A 17,257-nucleotide genomic window follows, 5' to 3' on the forward strand; every position below is an offset into this window, starting at 1 on the left:
GACTCCCCCGATCTTCTGCCCGCTCCCGGTCACCCTGGGGAGTAACGCTGGTACCTCTCTCGGCGGCCGTGGGCGATCTAGCGTCGAGGGCATGACCGCAGAACTTGTTCTCAACAACGGCGTACGCATGCCTGCTCTTGGTCTTGGGGTTTTTCAGAGCCCGCCCGCGGAGACCGCGGCCGCGGTCGAGGCGGCGCTGCGCGTCGGTTACCGGCATGTCGACACGGCCGCCGCCTACGGCAATGAGCGGGAGGTCGGCGAGGGCATCCGCCGTTCCGGCGTCGTCCGCGGGGACATCTTCATCGAGACCAAGGTGTGGGTCAGCGATTACGGGTACGACGAGACCCTGCACGCGTTCGAGAAGGCGACCCGGAAGCTCGGCGTCGAGCAGCTCGACCTGCTGATCCTGCACCAGCCCGCCCCGGACCGCTTCGATCGCACGGTCGCCGCCTACCGGGCGCTGGAGAAACTCCTGCAGGACGGCAGTGTGCGCGCGATCGGGGTCAGCAACTTCATGCGGCACCACCTGACCGACCTGCTCGCCCGGGCCCAGGTGGTGCCGGCGGTGAACCAGATCGAGCTGCACCCGTACTTCAGCCAGCCGGACGTGGGCAAGGCCGATGACGAGCACGGCATCCTCACCCAGGCCTGGTCGCCGATCGGCGGCATCACGTTCTACCCGGGCTGGGGTGAGCAGCGCCGCAACGTTCTGCAGGACCCGGAGATAGGCCGGATCGCCGCCGAGCACGGCCGGACGCCGGCCCAGGTGATGCTGCGCTGGCAGCTGCAGCACGGCCGCTCGGCGATCCCGAAGTCCACCGACCCGGGCCGGATCGCGGAGAACTTCGACGTCTTCGACTTCGCGCTGACCGACGGCGAGGTGGCCCGCATCGACGCGCTGGACACCGGCGTACGCAATGGCCCGGACCCGGATGTGGCCCGCCCGGAGATGTTCGACCGGGTGATTCCCGAGGACTAGACGCGGAACTGTCCCACCAGCACCCGCAGGCCGTTGCTCAGCTGGGAGAGCTCCTGCGTGGCCTGCTTGATGTCGATGACGCCGCTGGTGGTGGTCTGCGCCTCCGACGAGATGGTGGCGATGTTCGCGGCGATGTCGGCCGAGGCGGTCGTCGTCCGGGCGATGGTGCGGCTCATCTCGTCGGTGGCGGCGGTCTGCTCCTGGACGGCCGAGCCGATGGTGGACTGGAAGCCGCCCAGCCGGCCGGCGATCTCGACGATCTCGCCGATCGCCTCGGTGGCCATCGTCGTGTCCTGCTGGATGCTCTGCACCTTCGCGATGATGTCGTCGGTGGCGACCTCGGTCTCCCGGGCCAGGTCCTTCACCTCGCCGGCCACCACCGCGAACCCCTTGCCGGACTCGCCGGCCCGGGCCGCCTCGATGGTCGCGTTGAGGGCCAGCAGGTTGGTCTGCTGAGCGATCGCGGTGATCGCCTTGACGATGTCGCCGATCTCCTGGCTGGAGGTGGCGAGCCGGCCGATCACGTCCTGGGTGGCGCGGGCCGCCTGCAGGCTCTGCTCGCAGACCCGGCCCGCCTCGGCCGCGGTGCCGGCGATCGTCTGCAGCGACCCGCCCATGGTGGAGGTGCTCGCCGCGGCCGTACGCACGGTGGCCGCGACCTCGTCGGCGGCCAGCACCACCTCGCCGGACTGCCGGGAGGTGGCCTTGGCGTCCACCATGATCTGGATCGCGGTAGTGGTGAGGGTCTCGCTGGCGTGCGCGACCGTGGTGGCCGAGGCGCCGATCTCGCGTACCGTCGCGGCGATCTTGTCGACGAACCGGTTGAACGACCGGCTGACGTCGGTGAACTGGTCGTTTCCGCTGGTCTCGAGGCGCCGGGTCAGGTCGCCCTCGCCCTCGGCGATGTCGGCGAGGCGGTCCTGCAGGGCGCTCAGCGGCCGGATGATCGACAGTGCCAGCAGGATCGCGAGCACCACCGAGATGATCAGGGTGAGGCCGCCCACCAGGTTGGCGACGTGGGTGGTCCGGCTCGCGGTGTGGTCCGCCCGCCGGTGCGCGACGGCTTCGTGCTGCCAGGCGCTGTTGAGCAGCCGGTCGACGCCGCCGGCGATGACGGCGTACAGGTCGAGGCCGGTCTCGGCGACCAGGTCGTTGGCCTTCTCGATCTGCGCGGGGGTCCCGGCCCGGTAGGCGGCGATCACCTCGCCGTCCATGGCCTCGAATTTCTCGAACGCGGTCCGGATCGTCGCCACGTCCGACTGCTCGGCGGCGGTCAGCGGGAGCGCCGCCATCGCGTCGAGCTCCTTGACGAAGCTGTTCATCGACGCGAGGAACGCGGCTCGTTCCGGTGCGGTGTCCGCGGTCGCGTTCGCCGCCCCGCGCACGATGTTGAAGGCGTAGCCGGCCTGCCAGCCGCTCACGTCGGTGACCCGGAACTTGAGCTGCTGGGCCGCGTCGAGCTTGGCCTGCGATACGGCCAGGGCCTCGGCCGTGCTCCGGGTGCTGTTCGCCGACCACACCGCGGCCATCCAGATGGCCACGACGCACAGGGCCAGCAGGAGGAAGCCCGCCACCAGCCGCGTGGTCACCCGCATACGCCTAAGCACCGTCACGTACGGCGATCTTAAACAGGAACAACGGGCCAACAGCGGACTTCCAAGAAATGCACAGCTAAGACGACGATACGGACCCGTCCGAACGGATGATCCCGCGATCGACCAGATGATCTTTAAGCTGCGGCTCGCATCAAGATCAAAGAGCTATGGGGGATCTTCCGCATGAACCGTGTTCTGGGCCGGCGCGTGCTCGCCGCCTGCGCCGCAGCAGTCGCCACCGCGGCCGTCGCCGCGCCCGCACAGGCCGCCGGCCCCGCCGTCGACCTCCTGCTGCCGGACGTGACCGTCGCGGCCGGTGGGAACACCTATGCCGCGCCGCTGCTGTTCGCCGCGGAGGACGACGCCCTGACCGGCGGGAAGATCGTCTACGAGCTGAGTGGCGATCTCGACGGTGTCGCCCTGGCCACCGCCGACGCCGATGCCGGCTGCGTCAACGAGGGCCCGGCCAAGCTGGTCTGCACGAACGACTTCTACACCTTCGTCGGCCCGGACGGCGGCCTCACCGACTACGCCGCGGTCACCGCGACCAAGTCCGCGCTCGGCGAGAAGGGCAAGCTCACCGTCACGTTCAGCGCCGACGGGATCGCCACCTCGACGCGTACGGTCGACGTCACCGTCGCCGAGGGTGTCGACCTGGTCGCCGGCAAGAAGCAGAGCGTCTCGGCCAAGCCGGGCGGCGGCTTCACGGCGTCGCTCCAGGTCACCAACAGCACCGACGCGGTCGTGCACGGGACGGCGCTGCTGGCCGGCACCGACTACGCGATCGCCGGGGTGAAGCAGTTCTCCAACTGCTTCTACGCCGACGGCGTGCTGAACGCCTGCACCTTCGACGAGGAGTTGCAGCCGGGCGCCACCTACCAGGTCGAGCTGCCGTACCAGCTGCGCAAGGACACCCTCGCGCCGGGCCGGGTGGCCGGCGAGTACGAGTGGCTGACCGCCGGCGACTACGACGACCTGATCAAGTTCGTCGGGGACAGCGGCTTCGACGGTCCCGGCAACCCGGGCGCCGACGGCAAGCTCACCCTGAAGCAGGTGTCCACCCCGAAGTCGGCGGCCAAGCAGACCGACCCCAACCCGGAGAACAACTGGCAGGACCTCGACGTCACGGTCACCGGTCAGCAGGCCGCCGACCTCGCCGCGGTCGGCGCGACCGCGACCGGCGCGGCCGGCGCCACGGTCACCGTCCCGGTGGGCGTGAAGAACCTCGGCCCGGCCACCCTGGCGTCGCAGTTCGGGCTGCCCGCGGTGGCCGCCCTGGTCACCATCCCGGCCGCCACCAAGGTCACCGGGGTTCCGGACGCCTGCTTCCCGAACGGCGCCGACGGCATCCTCAAGGGCAACCCCAAGGCCGTCCAGTACGCCTGCTTCACCGACGAGGTGCTCCCGGCCGGCTCCACGGTCACCTGGAAGTTCACCCTGAAGATCACCAAGGTGGTCCCGGGTGCGCGGGGTTCGGTCCAGCTCAACCCGAAGTGCGAGTGCGACGCGTTCAAGCCGGACGCCAACAAGGCCAACGACACCGCCCAGATCGTCCTGAACGGCACCGACACCAGCGGTGGCACCGGCGGGGGCGAGAACACCGGCGGTGAGGGCGGCGGCCTGCCGATCACCGGACCGCAGACGGCCTTCATCGGCGTCGCCGGCGCCGTACTGATCGCCGCCGGAATCACCGGTTTCGTCGTCACCCGCCGCCGGCGGACCCGCTTCGAGGCCTGACGGCGAACGACGACATCGCGCGGCGCTTGCACCTTTCCCCGCTGACCGTCAAAACCCATGTCAACCGTACGATGATCAAGCTGCAGGCCCGTGACCGCGCACAACTGGTCGTCATCGCCTACCAGAACGACCTGATCCGGCCGGGCGACGTCCTGCCGGAGGTTTGACGCCTACCGCACCTGCGGTAACCAGAACACCGCGTCGGGACGATTCGCAGCGACGGGAATCTCGCGACCCTTGAGCTTGCAAGCGAGGGCGAGGGAAGGAAGTCCCATGACCATCCGGGTACTGGTAGCCGACGATCAACCACTCATCCGGCAGGCCCTGCGCACGCTGATCGACGCCGATCCGGACATGGCCGTCGTGGCCGAGGCCGCCACCGGGGTGGAGGCGGTCGTGCGCTGCCGGGCCGGCCTGGCCGACGTCGTCCTCATGGACAACCACATGCCGGACCTCAACGGCGTCGAGGCCAGCCGGCAGATCACCAGCGACCCGGACCTCGCCACGGTCCGGGTCCTCATGCACACCGTGTTCGTGACCGAGGAACTGGTCACGGCGGCACTGCCGGCGGGCGTGGCCGGCTTCCTGAGCAAGGGCGTCGACGCCGGCACGCTGCTGCAGACCATCCGCGACGTCGCCCCGCCCCGGGCTCGTGAGGTCAGCGCCGCCGGGCCACGGCCTCGAGCGCTGGGCTGACCCAGCCGTTCTCGGCCGGGTTGATGGTCACGCCGGGCGGCACGATCGCGTCGATCCGGTCCAGCACGTCGTCGGCGAGCACCACGTCGGCCGCGGCCAGCTGCGATTCGAGGTGTTCCATGGTGCGCGGCCCGATGATCGGCGCGGTGACCGCCGGGTGCCGCAGCACGAACGCGAGGGCCAGCTGGATCAGCGTCAGCCCGGCGTCGTCGGCCAGCTGGGAGAGCTGCTCGACCGCGTCGAGCTTGCGCTGGTTCTCCGGCAGCGACAGGTCGAACCGGTTGGCGAGCCGCTGCCGGGCCGGCGACATCGGGCCGTCCTGCGAGTCCTTGCGGTACCGCCCGGAGAGCCACCCGCCGGCCAGCGGGCTGTACGGGATGACGCCCATCCCGTACCGCTGGGCGACCGGCAGCACCTCGTTCTCGATGTTGCGCACCAGAATGTTGTAGGGCGGTTGCTCGGTGACGAACCGCTCCCGCCCGCGCCGCTCGGCAACCCACTGAGCTTCGACGATCGTGGACGGCGGATAGGTGGAGTGCCCGATGTAACGGACCTTCCCCGCCCGTACCAGATCGGTCAGTGCTCCTAGTGTCTCGTCGAGGTCGACGGGCGGGCGGTGCCGAGCCGGCGCAGCGAGTTCTCCACCGACTTCATGATCCACCGCCGCGAGCCACCCCGATGCTGCGGATCGTCGTCGAACGGCATCAAGAACTTCGTCGCGAGTACGACGTCATCGCGCCGCCCGGCCAGCGCCTCCCCGACGATCTCCTCGGACTCCCCCTGCGAGTAGACGTCGGCGGTGTCGACGAAGTTGATCCCCGCGTCGAGCGCCCGATGAATGATCTTGACGCTCTCGCCGTGGTCCTTGGTCCCCCACTGCCCGAACATCATGGTGCCGAGGCAGAGCTTGCTGACATGGACGCCGGTGCGCCCGAGCGGTCTGAGTTCCATGCTTCCGACCGTAGGCACCCGGGCCGCCCCGAGGCAGGTAACAGCGGAACCCCCCAGCCGGCCGGTCGAACCGGGAGAACAGATGTGGGACGGCGGCACGGCGAGTGCGAGGATCGTGCTATGAAGCGACGCCGCCCGCTTGCCGTCAGCATGGGGAAGCATGAGTGAGCCCACGCCGGCGACACGGAGGGCGGTCGGGGGCGACACCTTCCCGGCGCTGCTGGAGGACGACATCGACGACCTGTACGACAACGCGCCGTGCGGTTTCCTCTCCACCCTGCTGGACGGCACGATCGCCAAGGTCAACGCCACCCTGCTCGGCTGGCTCGGCCACACCCGTGAAGACCTGGTCGGCCGGCGCCGTTTCGTCGACCTGCTGGCGGTCGGCAGCCGCCTATACCACGAGACCCATTGCGCGCCCATGCTGCGGATGCAGGGCAACGTCAGCGGAATCGCGATGGAACTGCGTTCCGCCGACGGAACACTCCTGCCGGTCCTGATCACCTCGACCGTCAAGACCGGCGGCGACGGTGAGCCGTTGCTGATTCGCACCACCGTCTTCGACGCCAGGGAACGGCGCGCCTACGAGCAGGAGCTGCTCAGCGCCCGCCGCCGCGCCGAGCAGGACCGGGCGCGGCTGCGGCAACTCGTCACCGGCCTGCAACGCAGCCTGCTGCCGGCCGCGCTGGCGGTCCCGCCCGGGATGGCCGCGGCGGCCCACTATCACATGGCAACTGCCGACGAGGTGGGCGGCGACTTCTACGATCTGTTCCCGCTGCCCGGCGACCGCTGGGGATTCTTCCTCGGCGACGTACGCGGTAAAGGCGTCGACGCCGCGGCCGTGACCGCCGCCGCTCGATACACGCTGCGGGCCGCCGCCGTCTACGATCCCGAACCCACCGCTGTGCTGGCCAACCTCAACGCCGTGCTGTTCCAGGAGTACCGCAGCCAGGCGCACCGGCATTGCACCGTCATCTTCGGTGTCCTCGAGCGACGAGACGTGGGCTGCATCGCCACGATCGCCGCCGGCGGGCACCCACCGGCCCTGCTGGTCCGGGCCGACGGCAGCACCGACTACCAGCACACCGAGGGCGGCACCCTGATCGGCATCCTGGCCGAACCCCGCCTGGCGACCCGCACCATCCGACTGGATCCGGGTGACACCCTCATCCTGTACAGCGACGGACTGACCGAGGCCCGCACCGGGCCGGACGGCGACCGCTACGGCGACGACGCGTTGCGGGACTTCGTCCGCAACCAGGGACCCACCGAGGCGGCCGCAGCCGTCGATGCCCTTGTCGACCTGCTGGCCACCTTCGACGAGGTCGACGACGACGTCGCCGTGATGGCCCTGAGCGTGCCCCGCCGCGGTGATCAGCTGTGAGAACGGCGCGGCCCAGTGCCGGGACCGCGCCGTCCTCTCTACCGCTCAGGCTGCGACAGTGGCCTGCTCGGTGGTGGCGGGAGTTCCCGATCCGCCGGACATGTGCCGCAGGTAGGCCGGCAGGGTGAGGAACTCGGGGCAGGTGCGCTCGGTCAGCAGGACGGTGAGCAGGGTGCGGGCCTGGCCGAACCGCCGGGCCGAGTCCTCGTCGAGGGCGCCGGTCTCGCTGAGCACGTCGAGCTCCTCGCGCAGCATCCGGGTGACCAGGGCGGCCGACACCGGAACGCCGTAGTCGGTGGGGGTGCCCGCGTGGATCCACTGCCAGAGCTGCGCGCGGCAGATCTCGGCGGTGGCGGCGTCCTCCATGAGGCCGCCCAGCGCCACCGCGCCCCGGCCGCCCAGCCAGGCCGCGATGTAGCGCAGCGCGACACTGCTGTTGTTGCGCAGCGCCACCTCGGTCACCTGGACGCCGAGGGTCTTCACGTCCAGCAGGTCGGTGGCGGTGACCCGCACGTCGTCGCGCTTGCGCACGATCTGGTGGGGTTCCGCGCCGAGCCACTGGTCGAACACCTCGCGGCAGGTCGCGACCAGCCCGGGGTGCGCGACCCAGGAACCGTCGAAACCATCGCCGACCTCGCGCCGCTTGTCCTGCCGGACCTGGTTCAAGGCCCGCTTCGCGGCCACCGGGTCCCGGCTGGGGACGACGGCGGCCATGCCGCCGATGGCGTGCGCTCCGCGACGATGACAGGTACGGACGAGAAGCTCGGTGTACGCCCGCATGAAGGGTGCCGTCATGGTGACCTGGGAACGTTCCGGCAGCACGACGTCCGGGCGGTTCTTGATCATGCTGAAGAGGTAGTCCCAGCGGCCCGCGTTCAGGCCGGCCGAGTGTTCCCGCAGCTCGTACAGGATCTCGTCCATCTCGAACGCCGCGGTGATCGTCTCGATCAGGACCGTGGCCCGGATCGTGCCGCGCGGGATGCCGAGCTGCTCCTGGGCGAAGACGAAGACGTCGTTCCAGAGGCGGGCCTCGAGATGCGACTCGAGCTTCGGCAGGTAGAAGTACGGGCCGCTGCCCCGGTCCAGCTGCCGCTGGGCGCAGTGGAACAGGTAGAGCCCGAAGTCGAACAGCGACGCCGAGACCGGCCGGCCGCCGACCCGCAGGTGCGCCTCCGGCAGGTGCCAGCCGCGCGGCCGCACCATGATCGTCGGTAGGTCGGCGCCGACCTTGTACTCCCGGCCGTCCGGCGCGGTGTAGTCCAGCTTGCCGTCCAGCGCGTCGCGCAGGTTGGCCTGGCCGAGGACCACGTTCTCCCAGGTGGGCGAGGTCGCGTCCTCGAAGTCGGCCATCCAGACCTTGGCGCCGGAGTTGAGCGCGTTGATGGTCATCTTGCGTTCCGGCGGCCCGGTGATCTCGACCCGGCGGTCGGTCAGATCGGGCGCGGCCGGGGCGACCTGCCAGCTGGAATCCTCGCGCACCGCAGAAGTCGACGGCAGGAAGTCCAGTTCGGAGGTGCGGGTGGTCCGGCGGCGCCGGCGGCGCTCCAGGATCTGCACCCGCCGGGCGCCGAACTCACGGTCCAGGGCCACGACGAACGCGATGGCCTCGGGGGTCAGAATCTCGGAGTAACGGCCGTCCGTGGTGCCCGTGATAGTGACCTCTTCGCCGCCCATGTCAGAACTGCTCCGTCTCGGTCGAGCCCTTGAGGGCGGTGGTCGAGCTGTCCGGGTTGAGCGCGGTCGAGACGGCGTCGAAGTAGCCGGTGCCGACCTCGGCCTGGTGCTTGGTCGCGGTGTAGCCGTCCGCCTCGGCCGCGAACTCGGCCTCCTGCAGCTTCACGTACGCGGTCATGCCGGTCTCGGCGTAGCCGCGGGCCAGCTCGAACATCGAGTGGTTCAGCGCGTGGAAGCCGGCCAGCGTGACGAACTGGAACTTGTAGCCCATCGCGCCGAGCTCCTTCTGGAAGCGCGCGATGTCGGCGTCGTCGAGGTTCTTCTTCCAGTTGAACGACGGCGAGCAGTTGTAGGCCAGCATCTTGCCGGGGTGCTCCTTGTGGACAGCCTCGGCGAAGCTGCGGGCGAACTCGAGGTCCGGCTTGCCGGTCTCCACCCAGAGCAGGTCGGCGTAGTCGGCGTAGGCAACCCCGCGGGCGATCGCCGCGTCGGAACCGGGCCGCACCCGGAAGAAGCCCTCGGCCGTACGCTCGCCGGTGATGAACGGCTTGTCGCGCTCGTCCACATCGGTGGTGAGCAGGTCGGCCGCCAGCGCGTCGGTGCGGGCGATGACCAGCGACGGAACGCCGAGGACGTCGGCCGCGAGGCGAGCGGCATTGAGCGTACGGATGTGCTGCTGGGTCGGGATGAGAACCTTCCCGCCCAGGTGGCCGCACTTCTTCTCGCTGGCCAGCTGGTCCTCCCAGTGCACGCCCGCGGCACCCGCCACGATCATGGACTTCATCAGCTCGAACGCGTTGAGCGGGCCACCGAAGCCGGCCTCCGCGTCGGCGACGATCGGGGCGAACCAGTCGCGCTCGTAGCGGCCGGCCGCGGTGTCGATCTGGTCGGCGCGCATCAGCGCGTTGTTGATTCGCCGCACCACGGCCGGAACCGAGTTGGCCGGGTAGAGCGACTGGTCCGGGTAGGTGTTACCGGACAGGTTCGCGTCCGCCGCGACCTGCCAGCCGGACAGGTAGATGGCCTTGAGACCGGCCCGCACCTGCTGGACCGCCTGGCCACCGGTCAGCGCGCCGAGCGCGTTGATGTAGTCCTCGCTGTTGAGCAGTTCCCACAGCCGCTGCGCGCCGCGCTCGGCCAGGGTGTGCCGCTCCTGGACCGTGCCGCGCAGCTTGACCACGTCGTCCGCGGTGTAGGTGCGCTTGATGCCGGTCCAACGGGGATCGCCGGCCCACGCCTGAGTGAGGTCCGCTGCGGTACCGCCCCGGGTCAGCTGATCAGTCATCGAAATCCCTTTCCTACCCTGTCGCCGTGTTGCTCGGTGGAAGAATTCGACTGTCGCGCACTTCGCAAGGGGCTCGGGAGGCATTTGTGAGCAGAAGAAACGCAGAATTTCTGTTAGCGTCAAACCCGTGACCGCTTCACCTTCTGTCGACCTCGTGACCCTCGGCCAACGGCTCCGCCACCTGCGGAAATCCAAGAACATGACGCTCGAGCAGCTGAGCGAAGCCGTCGGAAGAGCGCCGTCCCAGCTCTCGATGATCGAGAACGGCAAGCGCGAGCCGAAGCTGTCGATCCTGCAGGCCATCGCGACCGCCCTCGGCGTACCCCTGCAAGATCTTCTGCGCCCGGAGGCGCCCTCCCGGCGCGCCGGCCTGGAGATCGACCTCGCGCATTTCCAGCAGGAGACGGCGTACGCCGCCCTGGGTCTTCCGATCGTCCGCGGCGGCCGCAGGCTGCCGGCGGACGCGCTCGAATCCCTCGTCGGCCTGCACCGCGAGCTCAACCGGGTGCTCACCGCGCAGAGCGCGACCCCCGAGGTGGCCCGCAAGGCCAACGCCCAGCTGCGGGTCAACATGCGCGAACGCAACAACTACTTCCCGGAGATCGAGGCGGCCGCGGCCAAGGTGCTGCAGTCGGTGCGCTACACCACCGGCCCGCTGTCCCAGCGCGGCATCCTCGACATCGCGGCGTCACTGGGCTTCTCCCTGCACTACGTGAACGACCTGCCCGGCTCGACACGCTCGGTGACCGATCTGAAGAACCGGCGCATCTACCTGCCGCAGGTCGCCAGCGGCAAGGGCCACGACCCGCGCGCGGTGGTGCTGCAGACCCTCGGCCACTTCGTGCTCGGCCACAACGACCCCAGCGACTACGGCGACTTCCTGCGGCAGCGGGTCGAGGCCAACTACTTCGCGGCGGCGCTGCTGATGCCGGAGAAGTTCGCGGCCGGCTTCCTGCGCGAGGCCAAGAACGACCGGGCGCTGGCGATCGACGACTTCCGGGACGCGTTCGGCGTCTCCTACGAGACCGCGGCGCACCGTTTCACCAACCTGGTCACCCAGCACTTCGGCATTCCGGTCCACTTCACCCGGGTGCACGAGAGCGGCATCGTCTACAAGGCCTACGAGAACGACGGCGTCCGCTTTCCGTCCGACGTGACCGGCGCCATCGAGGGCCAGCCGATCTGCCGCAAGTGGGCGTCCCGCACGATCTTCCAGGCCGACGACCCGTACTCGTCGTTCTACCAGTTCACCGACACGTCCGCGGGCACCTACTGGTGCACCGTCCACATCGAGTCCACCCGCTCGGGCGAATTCTCGGTAACCGTCGGAACGCCGTACGAGCACGCCCGCTGGTTCCGCGGCGGCGACACCACCCGCCGTACGATTTCCCGCTGCCCCGACCCGGACTGCTGCCGCCGCCCACCCACCGACCTGGTGCAGCGCTGGGCCGGCTCGGCCTGGCCCAGCGCCCGAGTCCACTCCCACCTGCTGGCGGCGCTGCCACCGGGCACCTTCCCCGGCGTCGACAACCAGGACGTCTACGAGTTCCTGGACCGCCGCGCCTAGGTCGGCGGTGGTTCGATGTCGCCCTCCAGACGCTCTCCCGCGACCGCCGCGCGCACCTCGGGATGCTCCGCCCCGAGTACCGCGGTCAGTTGCTCCACCGCACCGTCGAACAGCTTCGCCGCCCGCTCCTCGTCGCCGCACGCCCGCACGTCGTGCGCGAGATTGACGGTTCGCATCAGGACGTACGGGTGATCGGCGCCGTCGCGGACGGCGAAACCGTCTGCGTTGGCCTCCCGGCCGAGCTCCAGCATCCGCTCGGAGAGGGCCAGCGCCTCCGGCGCCCGACCCTGCCGGGCACGGTCGGTGGCCAGGGAAGTTCCGGCACAGATGGTGTACGGGTGCTCCGCGCCGAGCTGTTCCAGCAGCCGGCGGAAGGCCGACTCGCCGATTGCGGCCGCCCGTTCGTCCTCGTTGCGCGAGCGCAGCAGGATGGCGTGGTTCACCTCGGCGGCGATCGTCGACGGATGATCGACGCCGAGATCCCGGTGCAACCGCCCGAGCGAGTCCTCGACGAACTGCTCCGCCTCGTCGAGGTTTCCGTCCTGCCGGAGCAGGTTGACCAGGCTCATGGTTGCCGCCAGCGCGTACTCGTGGTCGGGGCCGAAGCGCATCACCGTTCGCGTCCGGGTGTCCCGCATCAGATCGAGCGCCTCCGTCACCCGGCCCACCTTGCGCAGAGTGATGGCCCGGGTCCGGTCGGTCAGCAGGGCGTGCGAGTGGCGCGCCCCGAGCAGCCGTTCGACCGTCGGCATCCACTCCTCGAGCCGGGCCAGTGCCGCGTGGTAGGCCCCGAGACCATAGAGGTCTCGAGCCAGGTCGATGTTGACCCGTGTGGCGTCGATCCCGAGCACTCCGACGTCGCCGTAGTGTGCCGCGATCTCCTCGTCGAGGCGCATGGCGTCGGCAAACCGGCCGAGGAGCCGATGATCGGATGCGAGACTGCCGATGCTCCGCAGAATGTAGATCTCCTCGCCGGCGAACACCTCGCGGTGTGCGGCCAGGCTGTCCTGATCGAACGCGAGCGCCTCGGCGTACCGGCCCTGAATGCGCAGGTCATAGCCGCGCTGACTGCCGGTGATCACGGTGTACGGGTGCCGGGGCCCGAAGTCCTCGGCGATCAGGAGGCGCTCGTAGACGTCCGCCAGGATGGCCGCAGCCTCCTTGCTGTCGCCCAGGGCGCGGGTCGCGTTCGCGAGACAGGCCCGCGCCAGCAACGTCGACTGGCCGTTCTCCCCGACGTCGGGGTCCGCGCTGTCCGCCGTGGTCCAGGCCGTGACGGCGCCGTCGGCCAGCGCCCGGCTGTTCTCGTAGTCCCCGACCACGTATAGGTACCTCGTGTAGTCCAGGACGGCCTGGCGGCCCTGACGGTGATGAGCATGGATCATGTCGGCGGGCACGAGATGAGGTCCGATCTGGCCCTGCAGGTCCAGCTCGCCGATCTCGTCCGGGTCCCCCGGCGCCGCGGCGGCCAGTAGATTCTGCGCGTTGCGCAGGGCCTGCTCGCGCTGTTCCGGGGCGAGCGTGTCGCGCAATACCCGCTGCACGAGGCGGTGCACCTGGATGCCCGACGCCCGGTCCGACCGATCCGGACCGGTCGAGGTCCGCGCCGCCGTGACCTTCCGGGCCAGACCGTATCGGTGCAGCTCACGGACCAGACGACCGAACCGGATCGGATCGCGGAGCGCCGCGCCCAGCGACGGCGACAGGTCGGCTCCCCGGCCGCCGCGCCGCAGCAGCGACTGCGGGATCCCGTCGCCGCCGAGGAAGGCGAAGAGAGCGAACAGCTCAACGAGGGCCTCGTCGAGCTCGCGCAGGTTCTCGATGGCGAGCGCCACGAAGGCCGCGATGGTGAAGGGATAGTCCGGCGGGCGTCCCTCGTCGAGCAGCTCCAGCAGGTGCGCCTCGAACACATCGAGGTACTCATCGATCGACATCCCGGTTGCCAGCATCCACGCGGCCGCCTGATCCAGGGCGAGCGGAAGGTCACCGAGCTTTGCGGCCAGTTCCCCGGCCTCGGCCTCAGAGACCGTGGGAGCGCGATCTTGCCGTCCCATCCGGCCGACAAGGAATCGGATGCTCTCCGTCCGGGAGAAGACGTCGACCTCGATCGAGTCGCCGATCCGCCCCCACTCCTCGTTCCTGGTCGTCAGGATCACGTGCCCACCGGTCGTGGGGATCAGCTGGGCAAGAGGGGCGATCTCGTCGGCGTTGTCGTAAATCAGCAACCATTCCCGGTCGCTGCCCGCCAGCCAGTTCAGCACCGTCCGCGCGGTCTCCTGTTGATCGTCCGCCACCGGCAGGTCGAGACGATGCGCTATCTGGGTCAGCGAGGCGAGCACCATGGAGGTCTGCTCGGCCGGGATCCACCAGATCAGGTCGTATCGGTCCAGGTGGCGATGGACGTACTCGATGACCAGTTGGGTCTTGCCAACACCGCCGAGCCCGTACAGGTTCGGCAGTAGAAGCGAGTGCCTGCCCGGCTCCAGAGCGCGGTCCAGGGCGGCGAGAGCCTCGTCGCGACCGGAGAAGTTGCGATTGCGGATCGGGATGTCCCCGATGATCCGCTCCTCCGGCCGGTACCGGTGCCGCCGCGCGCCACTGCCGTCCCAAGCCGCCACAGGTTCTCGTTTCCGCAACGGGTGAATCCACTGCGGTGAAGGATATCGCCGCACTCCACAGGCGATAGTTCCGGAACGCCTGATCGTGAACTCGTCGCTTGACCTGAAGTGCGGTTCAGGTCGCAGGGTGGGGCCATGGACATCGACGCTTACCTCGGCCGGATCGGTGCGGACCGGGGCACCTCGCTGCATGACCTGCACCGGGCCCACCAGGAGCGGGTGCCGTTCGAGAACCTCAGCATCCATCTCGGGGAGACGATCTCGCTGGCGCCGGACGATCTGTTCGACAAGATCGTGCGGCGGGGGCGGGGTGGATTCTGTTACGAACTCAACGGGGCCTTCGCGATCCTGCTCGAAGGGCTCGGGCACCGCGTCGACCGGATCGGGGTTCGGGTGTTCGGCGGGGAGCGGTTCGGGCCGATCTTCGATCACCTGGGGCTGATCGTGGACGACGAGTGGCTGGTGGACGTGGGGTTCGGAGCACACTCGACGTACCCGTTGAGCCTGGGTGAGCGCGGCGACCAGAAGGACCCCGGCGGGGTTTTCGTCGTCGCCGACGGCGGCGACGGTGATCTGCTGGTCAGCCGGGACGGGCAGCCGGTGCACCGGATCGAGCGACGGGCTCGCGACCTGATCGACTTCGGGCCGGCCTGCTGGTGGCAGCAGACCTGGCCGGGCTCGCACTTCCGCAAAGGTACGGTCTGCACCCGGCTGGACGGGGACGGGCGCATCACGATCTCGGGGCGCACTCTGATCCGTACCGGTCAAGCGGGCCGGACCGAGACGGTGCTGGAGTCGGACGCCGAGCTGCTCGCCGCCTACCGTGATCTTTTTGGGGTGGTCCTGGAACGTGCCGTGTCATAGGCAATGCCGATGACCGCGAGTGCGAGATGGCCGCTACCGGCGCGGCCCGGGGCGCCGGACGCTGAGAGGTGTGATCGTTCTCCTGCTCGGCCTGGCCGCGGTGCTCTGCGGCACCCTCGTGCCGGTGCTGGGCGTGCCGGTGTTCGCCGTGGTCGGCGGGGTGCTGCTCAGCCGGGTCACCACGGTCCGGCAGCCCACGCTCGACCTGGCGAAGGGGCCGGTCCTGCAGGCGTCCGTGGTGATGCTGGGCGCGCAGCTGTCGCTCGGTGAGGTCGCCTCGGTCGGCCTCGGATCGGTTCCGGTCATGCTGGGCACCCTGGCGGTGTGCCTCGGCCTTGCCTGGCTGGCCGGGAAAGCGCTCGGCGTGCCGGGTGACCTGCGCACGCTGATCGGAGTCGGCACCGGCATCTGCGGGGCCTCGGCGATCGCGGCGGTCACCCCGGCGATCCGGGCGCGCAGCGGCGACGTCGCGTACGCGATCTCCACGATCTTCCTGTTCAACGTGGCCGCCGTGGTGGTGTTTCCGCCGCTCGGGCATCTGCTCGGGTTGAGCCAGGAGGCGTTCGGGCTGTTCGCCGGCACGGCCGTGAACGACACCAGCGCGGTCGTGGCGGCGGCGACGGGCTACGGGCCGGTGGCTGCCGAGCACGCCGTCGTGGTCAAGCTCGTGCGCACGCTCATGATCGTTCCGGTGGTGCTGGTGCTGGGCGGGCGCTCCGGCGGCCGGCAGCTCTCGTTCCTGGGCGCGTTCGTGCTGATGGCGGGCCTGCACACGATCGGGTTCGTGCCGGCGATCGTGCTGCCGGCACTGCACTGGCTGGCCGTCGGGTGCGTGGCGGTCGCGCTCGCCGCGGTGGGTCTGTCCACCGACGTGGCCGCGCTGCGCCGGGCCGGGCCGCGGCCGTTGCTGCTCGGCTTCGTGCTCTGGGTGTCGGTCGCCGCAACCAGCCTTGGCCTGCAGCAACTCACGTAGGATCGAGCACCGATGCCCCTGCCGCCGTGGATCAGCGATCTGCCGGCTCTCGACCTGCTGCTGTCGGTCGCCGAGACCGGCAGTGTCGGGCGTGCCGCCCGGCGGCACGGCATCAGCCAGCCGACGGCCAGCGAACGCCTCGCGAAACTGGAGCGGCGGCTCGGCGTGCCGCTGCTGGTGCGTTCCCGGCGCGGGAGCCTGCTGACCCCGGCCGGGCAGGCGGTGGTGGTGTGGACCCAGCCGGTGGTGGAGGCCGCGCACGCGCTCGCCGACGGTGTTCGCACCCTGCGTGACGATCAGAAGGCCCGGCTGCGGGTGGCGGCGAGTCTCACGGTGGCCGAGTACATGCTGCCGGCCTGGCTGCTCACCCTCCGCCGCACCCATCCCGACCTGGAGATCTCTGCCCAGGTGGCGAACAGCCAGGGGGTCTGCGAGGCGGTCCGCGGCGGTGCGGCCGACCTCGGCTTCGTGGAGTCGCCGGACATTCCGGCCGGCCTAAGCTCACGCCAGGTGGGCGAGGATCGCGTCGCTCTCGTCGTGTCGGCGGGCTATCCGCTCGCGGCGCGCGCCGCGTTGACGATCGCCGACCTGCCGGAACAGCCGTTGCTGCTGCGCGAGCCGGGATCGGGCACCCGCGACACGTTCCTGAACGCCGTCGGTGACGTCGCGCTGCCGCACGCCACCAGCCTCGGCTCCACCACGACGATCCTGGCCACGGTCCGGGCGGGCGGCGGCATCGGGGTGGTCAGCGCCCGCGCCACCGACGCCCTGGTGCGGGCGGGCGAGTTGGTCGAGGTCCGGGTGCACGGGTTGTCGCTGGTCCGGCCACTGCACGCGGTCTGGCTCGGGGTGGCGCCGACCGGGCTGGCCGCCGAGCTGATCGCTAATTCGGTTGCCGCCTGAGCACCCCCTGCGCCATCCTCGTCGCATGAAT

Annotated in this window: 13 protein-coding genes and 1 pseudogene; 9 read left to right on the forward strand and 5 right to left on the reverse strand. The window is 70.0% G+C overall.

Features of this window, described 5'->3' with window-relative positions; genetic code table 11:
- Positions 1–91: 91 nt before the first annotated feature.
- The gene (locus tag Ato02nite_RS28385; RefSeq protein WP_213009704.1) at positions 92–979 is read left to right on the forward strand and encodes an aldo/keto reductase; all 888 of its coding nucleotides are present in this window, start codon (positions 92–94) and stop codon (positions 977–979) included.
- Here the strand turns inward: Ato02nite_RS28385 and Ato02nite_RS28390 are convergent.
- Positions 976–2,568 carry a methyl-accepting chemotaxis protein gene (locus tag Ato02nite_RS28390; protein WP_213009705.1) on the reverse strand — a complete coding sequence of 531 codons (1,593 nt, stop codon included), beginning with the start codon at positions 2,566–2,568 and terminating at the stop codon, positions 976–978. The two genes, Ato02nite_RS28385 and Ato02nite_RS28390, sit on opposite strands and share 4 nt — an antisense overlap.
- Before the next feature lie 189 nt (positions 2,569–2,757).
- On the opposite strand from Ato02nite_RS28390, the gene Ato02nite_RS28395 reads away from it, so the two are divergent.
- From Ato02nite_RS28395 to Ato02nite_RS28405, 3 genes are all read left to right on the forward strand, one after another.
- Positions 2,758–4,311, forward strand: coding sequence for a hypothetical protein (locus Ato02nite_RS28395; protein WP_213009706.1), 1,554 nt, complete (start codon positions 2,758–2,760; stop codon positions 4,309–4,311).
- A gap of 14 nt (positions 4,312–4,325) precedes the next feature.
- Positions 4,326–4,478: a response regulator transcription factor gene (locus Ato02nite_RS28400; RefSeq protein ID WP_438873079.1), complete on the forward strand. Its 153-nt coding sequence runs from the start codon at positions 4,326–4,328 to the stop codon at positions 4,476–4,478.
- Between the two features lie 106 nt (positions 4,479–4,584).
- Positions 4,585–5,007: a response regulator gene (locus tag Ato02nite_RS28405; protein WP_213009707.1), complete on the forward strand. Its 423-nt coding sequence runs from the start codon at positions 4,585–4,587 to the stop codon at positions 5,005–5,007.
- Here the strand turns inward: Ato02nite_RS28405 and Ato02nite_RS28410 are convergent.
- Positions 4,970–5,958, reverse strand: a pseudogene (locus Ato02nite_RS28410) (aldo/keto reductase). The gene Ato02nite_RS28405 and the pseudogene Ato02nite_RS28410 sit on opposite strands and share 38 nt — an antisense overlap.
- Positions 5,959–6,118: 160 nt before the next feature.
- On the opposite strand from Ato02nite_RS28410, the gene Ato02nite_RS28415 reads away from it, so the two are divergent.
- On the forward strand, positions 6,119–7,342 hold the full coding sequence (locus Ato02nite_RS28415) for a PP2C family protein-serine/threonine phosphatase (protein ID WP_213009708.1): 1,224 nt from the start codon (positions 6,119–6,121) through the stop codon (positions 7,340–7,342).
- A gap of 45 nt (positions 7,343–7,387) precedes the next feature.
- On the opposite strand, the gene aceB is transcribed toward Ato02nite_RS28415, so the two are convergent.
- On the reverse strand, positions 7,388–9,016 hold the full coding sequence (gene aceB / locus Ato02nite_RS28420) for a malate synthase A (RefSeq protein ID WP_213009709.1): 1,629 nt from the start codon (positions 9,014–9,016) through the stop codon (positions 7,388–7,390).
- 1 nt (position 9,017) lies between these two features.
- Entirely contained in the window at positions 9,018–10,301 is a 1,284-nt protein-coding gene (gene aceA, locus Ato02nite_RS28425; protein WP_213009710.1) for an isocitrate lyase, read from the reverse strand.
- A 127-nt stretch (positions 10,302–10,428) separates the two neighbouring features.
- On the opposite strand from aceA, the gene Ato02nite_RS28430 reads away from it, so the two are divergent.
- On the forward strand, positions 10,429–11,868 hold the full coding sequence (locus Ato02nite_RS28430; RefSeq protein ID WP_213009711.1) for an XRE family transcriptional regulator: 1,440 nt from the start codon (positions 10,429–10,431) through the stop codon (positions 11,866–11,868).
- Here Ato02nite_RS28430 and fxsT read toward each other — a convergent pair.
- Positions 11,865–14,486 (reverse strand): FxSxx-COOH system tetratricopeptide repeat protein, encoded by a 2,622-nt coding sequence (gene fxsT, locus Ato02nite_RS28435; protein WP_213009712.1) that lies wholly within the window; start codon positions 14,484–14,486, stop codon positions 11,865–11,867. The genes Ato02nite_RS28430 and fxsT overlap by 4 nt on opposite strands.
- A gap of 135 nt (positions 14,487–14,621) precedes the next feature.
- On the opposite strand from fxsT, the gene Ato02nite_RS28440 reads away from it, so the two are divergent.
- From Ato02nite_RS28440 to Ato02nite_RS28450, 3 genes are all read left to right on the forward strand, one after another.
- Positions 14,622–15,350, forward strand: coding sequence for an arylamine N-acetyltransferase family protein (locus Ato02nite_RS28440; protein WP_213009713.1), 729 nt, complete (start codon positions 14,622–14,624; stop codon positions 15,348–15,350).
- Between the two features lie 70 nt (positions 15,351–15,420).
- Positions 15,421–16,323: a YeiH family protein gene (locus Ato02nite_RS28445; RefSeq protein WP_246607492.1), complete on the forward strand. Its 903-nt coding sequence runs from the start codon at positions 15,421–15,423 to the stop codon at positions 16,321–16,323.
- 12 nt (positions 16,324–16,335) lie between these two features.
- Positions 16,336–17,226, forward strand: a complete 891-nt coding sequence (locus Ato02nite_RS28450) for a LysR family transcriptional regulator (protein WP_213009715.1) — start codon at positions 16,336–16,338, stop codon at positions 17,224–17,226.
- Positions 17,227–17,257: the final 31 nt, after the last annotated feature.

Source organism: Paractinoplanes toevensis (genome assembly GCF_018332695.1).
Lineage (GTDB): Bacteria > Actinomycetota > Actinomycetes > Mycobacteriales > Micromonosporaceae > Actinoplanes > Actinoplanes toevensis.

What these genes read in the sequence shown, in the direction of transcription:
- Ato02nite_RS28385 (WP_213009704.1), top strand. Translation starts at nt 92, where the DNA reads ATGACCGCAGAACTTGTTCTCAACAACGGCGTACGCATGCCTGCTCTT.
- Ato02nite_RS28395 (WP_213009706.1), top strand. Translation starts at nt 2,758, where the DNA reads ATGAACCGTGTTCTGGGCCGGCGCGTGCTCGCCGCCTGCGCCGCAGCA.
- Ato02nite_RS28405 (WP_213009707.1), top strand. Translation starts at nt 4,585, where the DNA reads ATGACCATCCGGGTACTGGTAGCCGACGATCAACCACTCATCCGGCAG.
- Ato02nite_RS28415 (WP_213009708.1), top strand. Translation starts at nt 6,119, where the DNA reads ATGAGTGAGCCCACGCCGGCGACACGGAGGGCGGTCGGGGGCGACACC.
- aceB (WP_213009709.1), bottom strand. Translation starts at nt 9,016, where the DNA reads ATGGGCGGCGAAGAGGTCACTATCACGGGCACCACGGACGGCCGTTAC.
- aceA (WP_213009710.1), bottom strand. Translation starts at nt 10,301, where the DNA reads ATGACTGATCAGCTGACCCGGGGCGGTACCGCAGCGGACCTCACTCAG.
- Ato02nite_RS28440 (WP_213009713.1), top strand. Translation starts at nt 14,622, where the DNA reads ATGGACATCGACGCTTACCTCGGCCGGATCGGTGCGGACCGGGGCACC.
- Ato02nite_RS28450 (WP_213009715.1), top strand. Translation starts at nt 16,336, where the DNA reads ATGCCCCTGCCGCCGTGGATCAGCGATCTGCCGGCTCTCGACCTGCTG.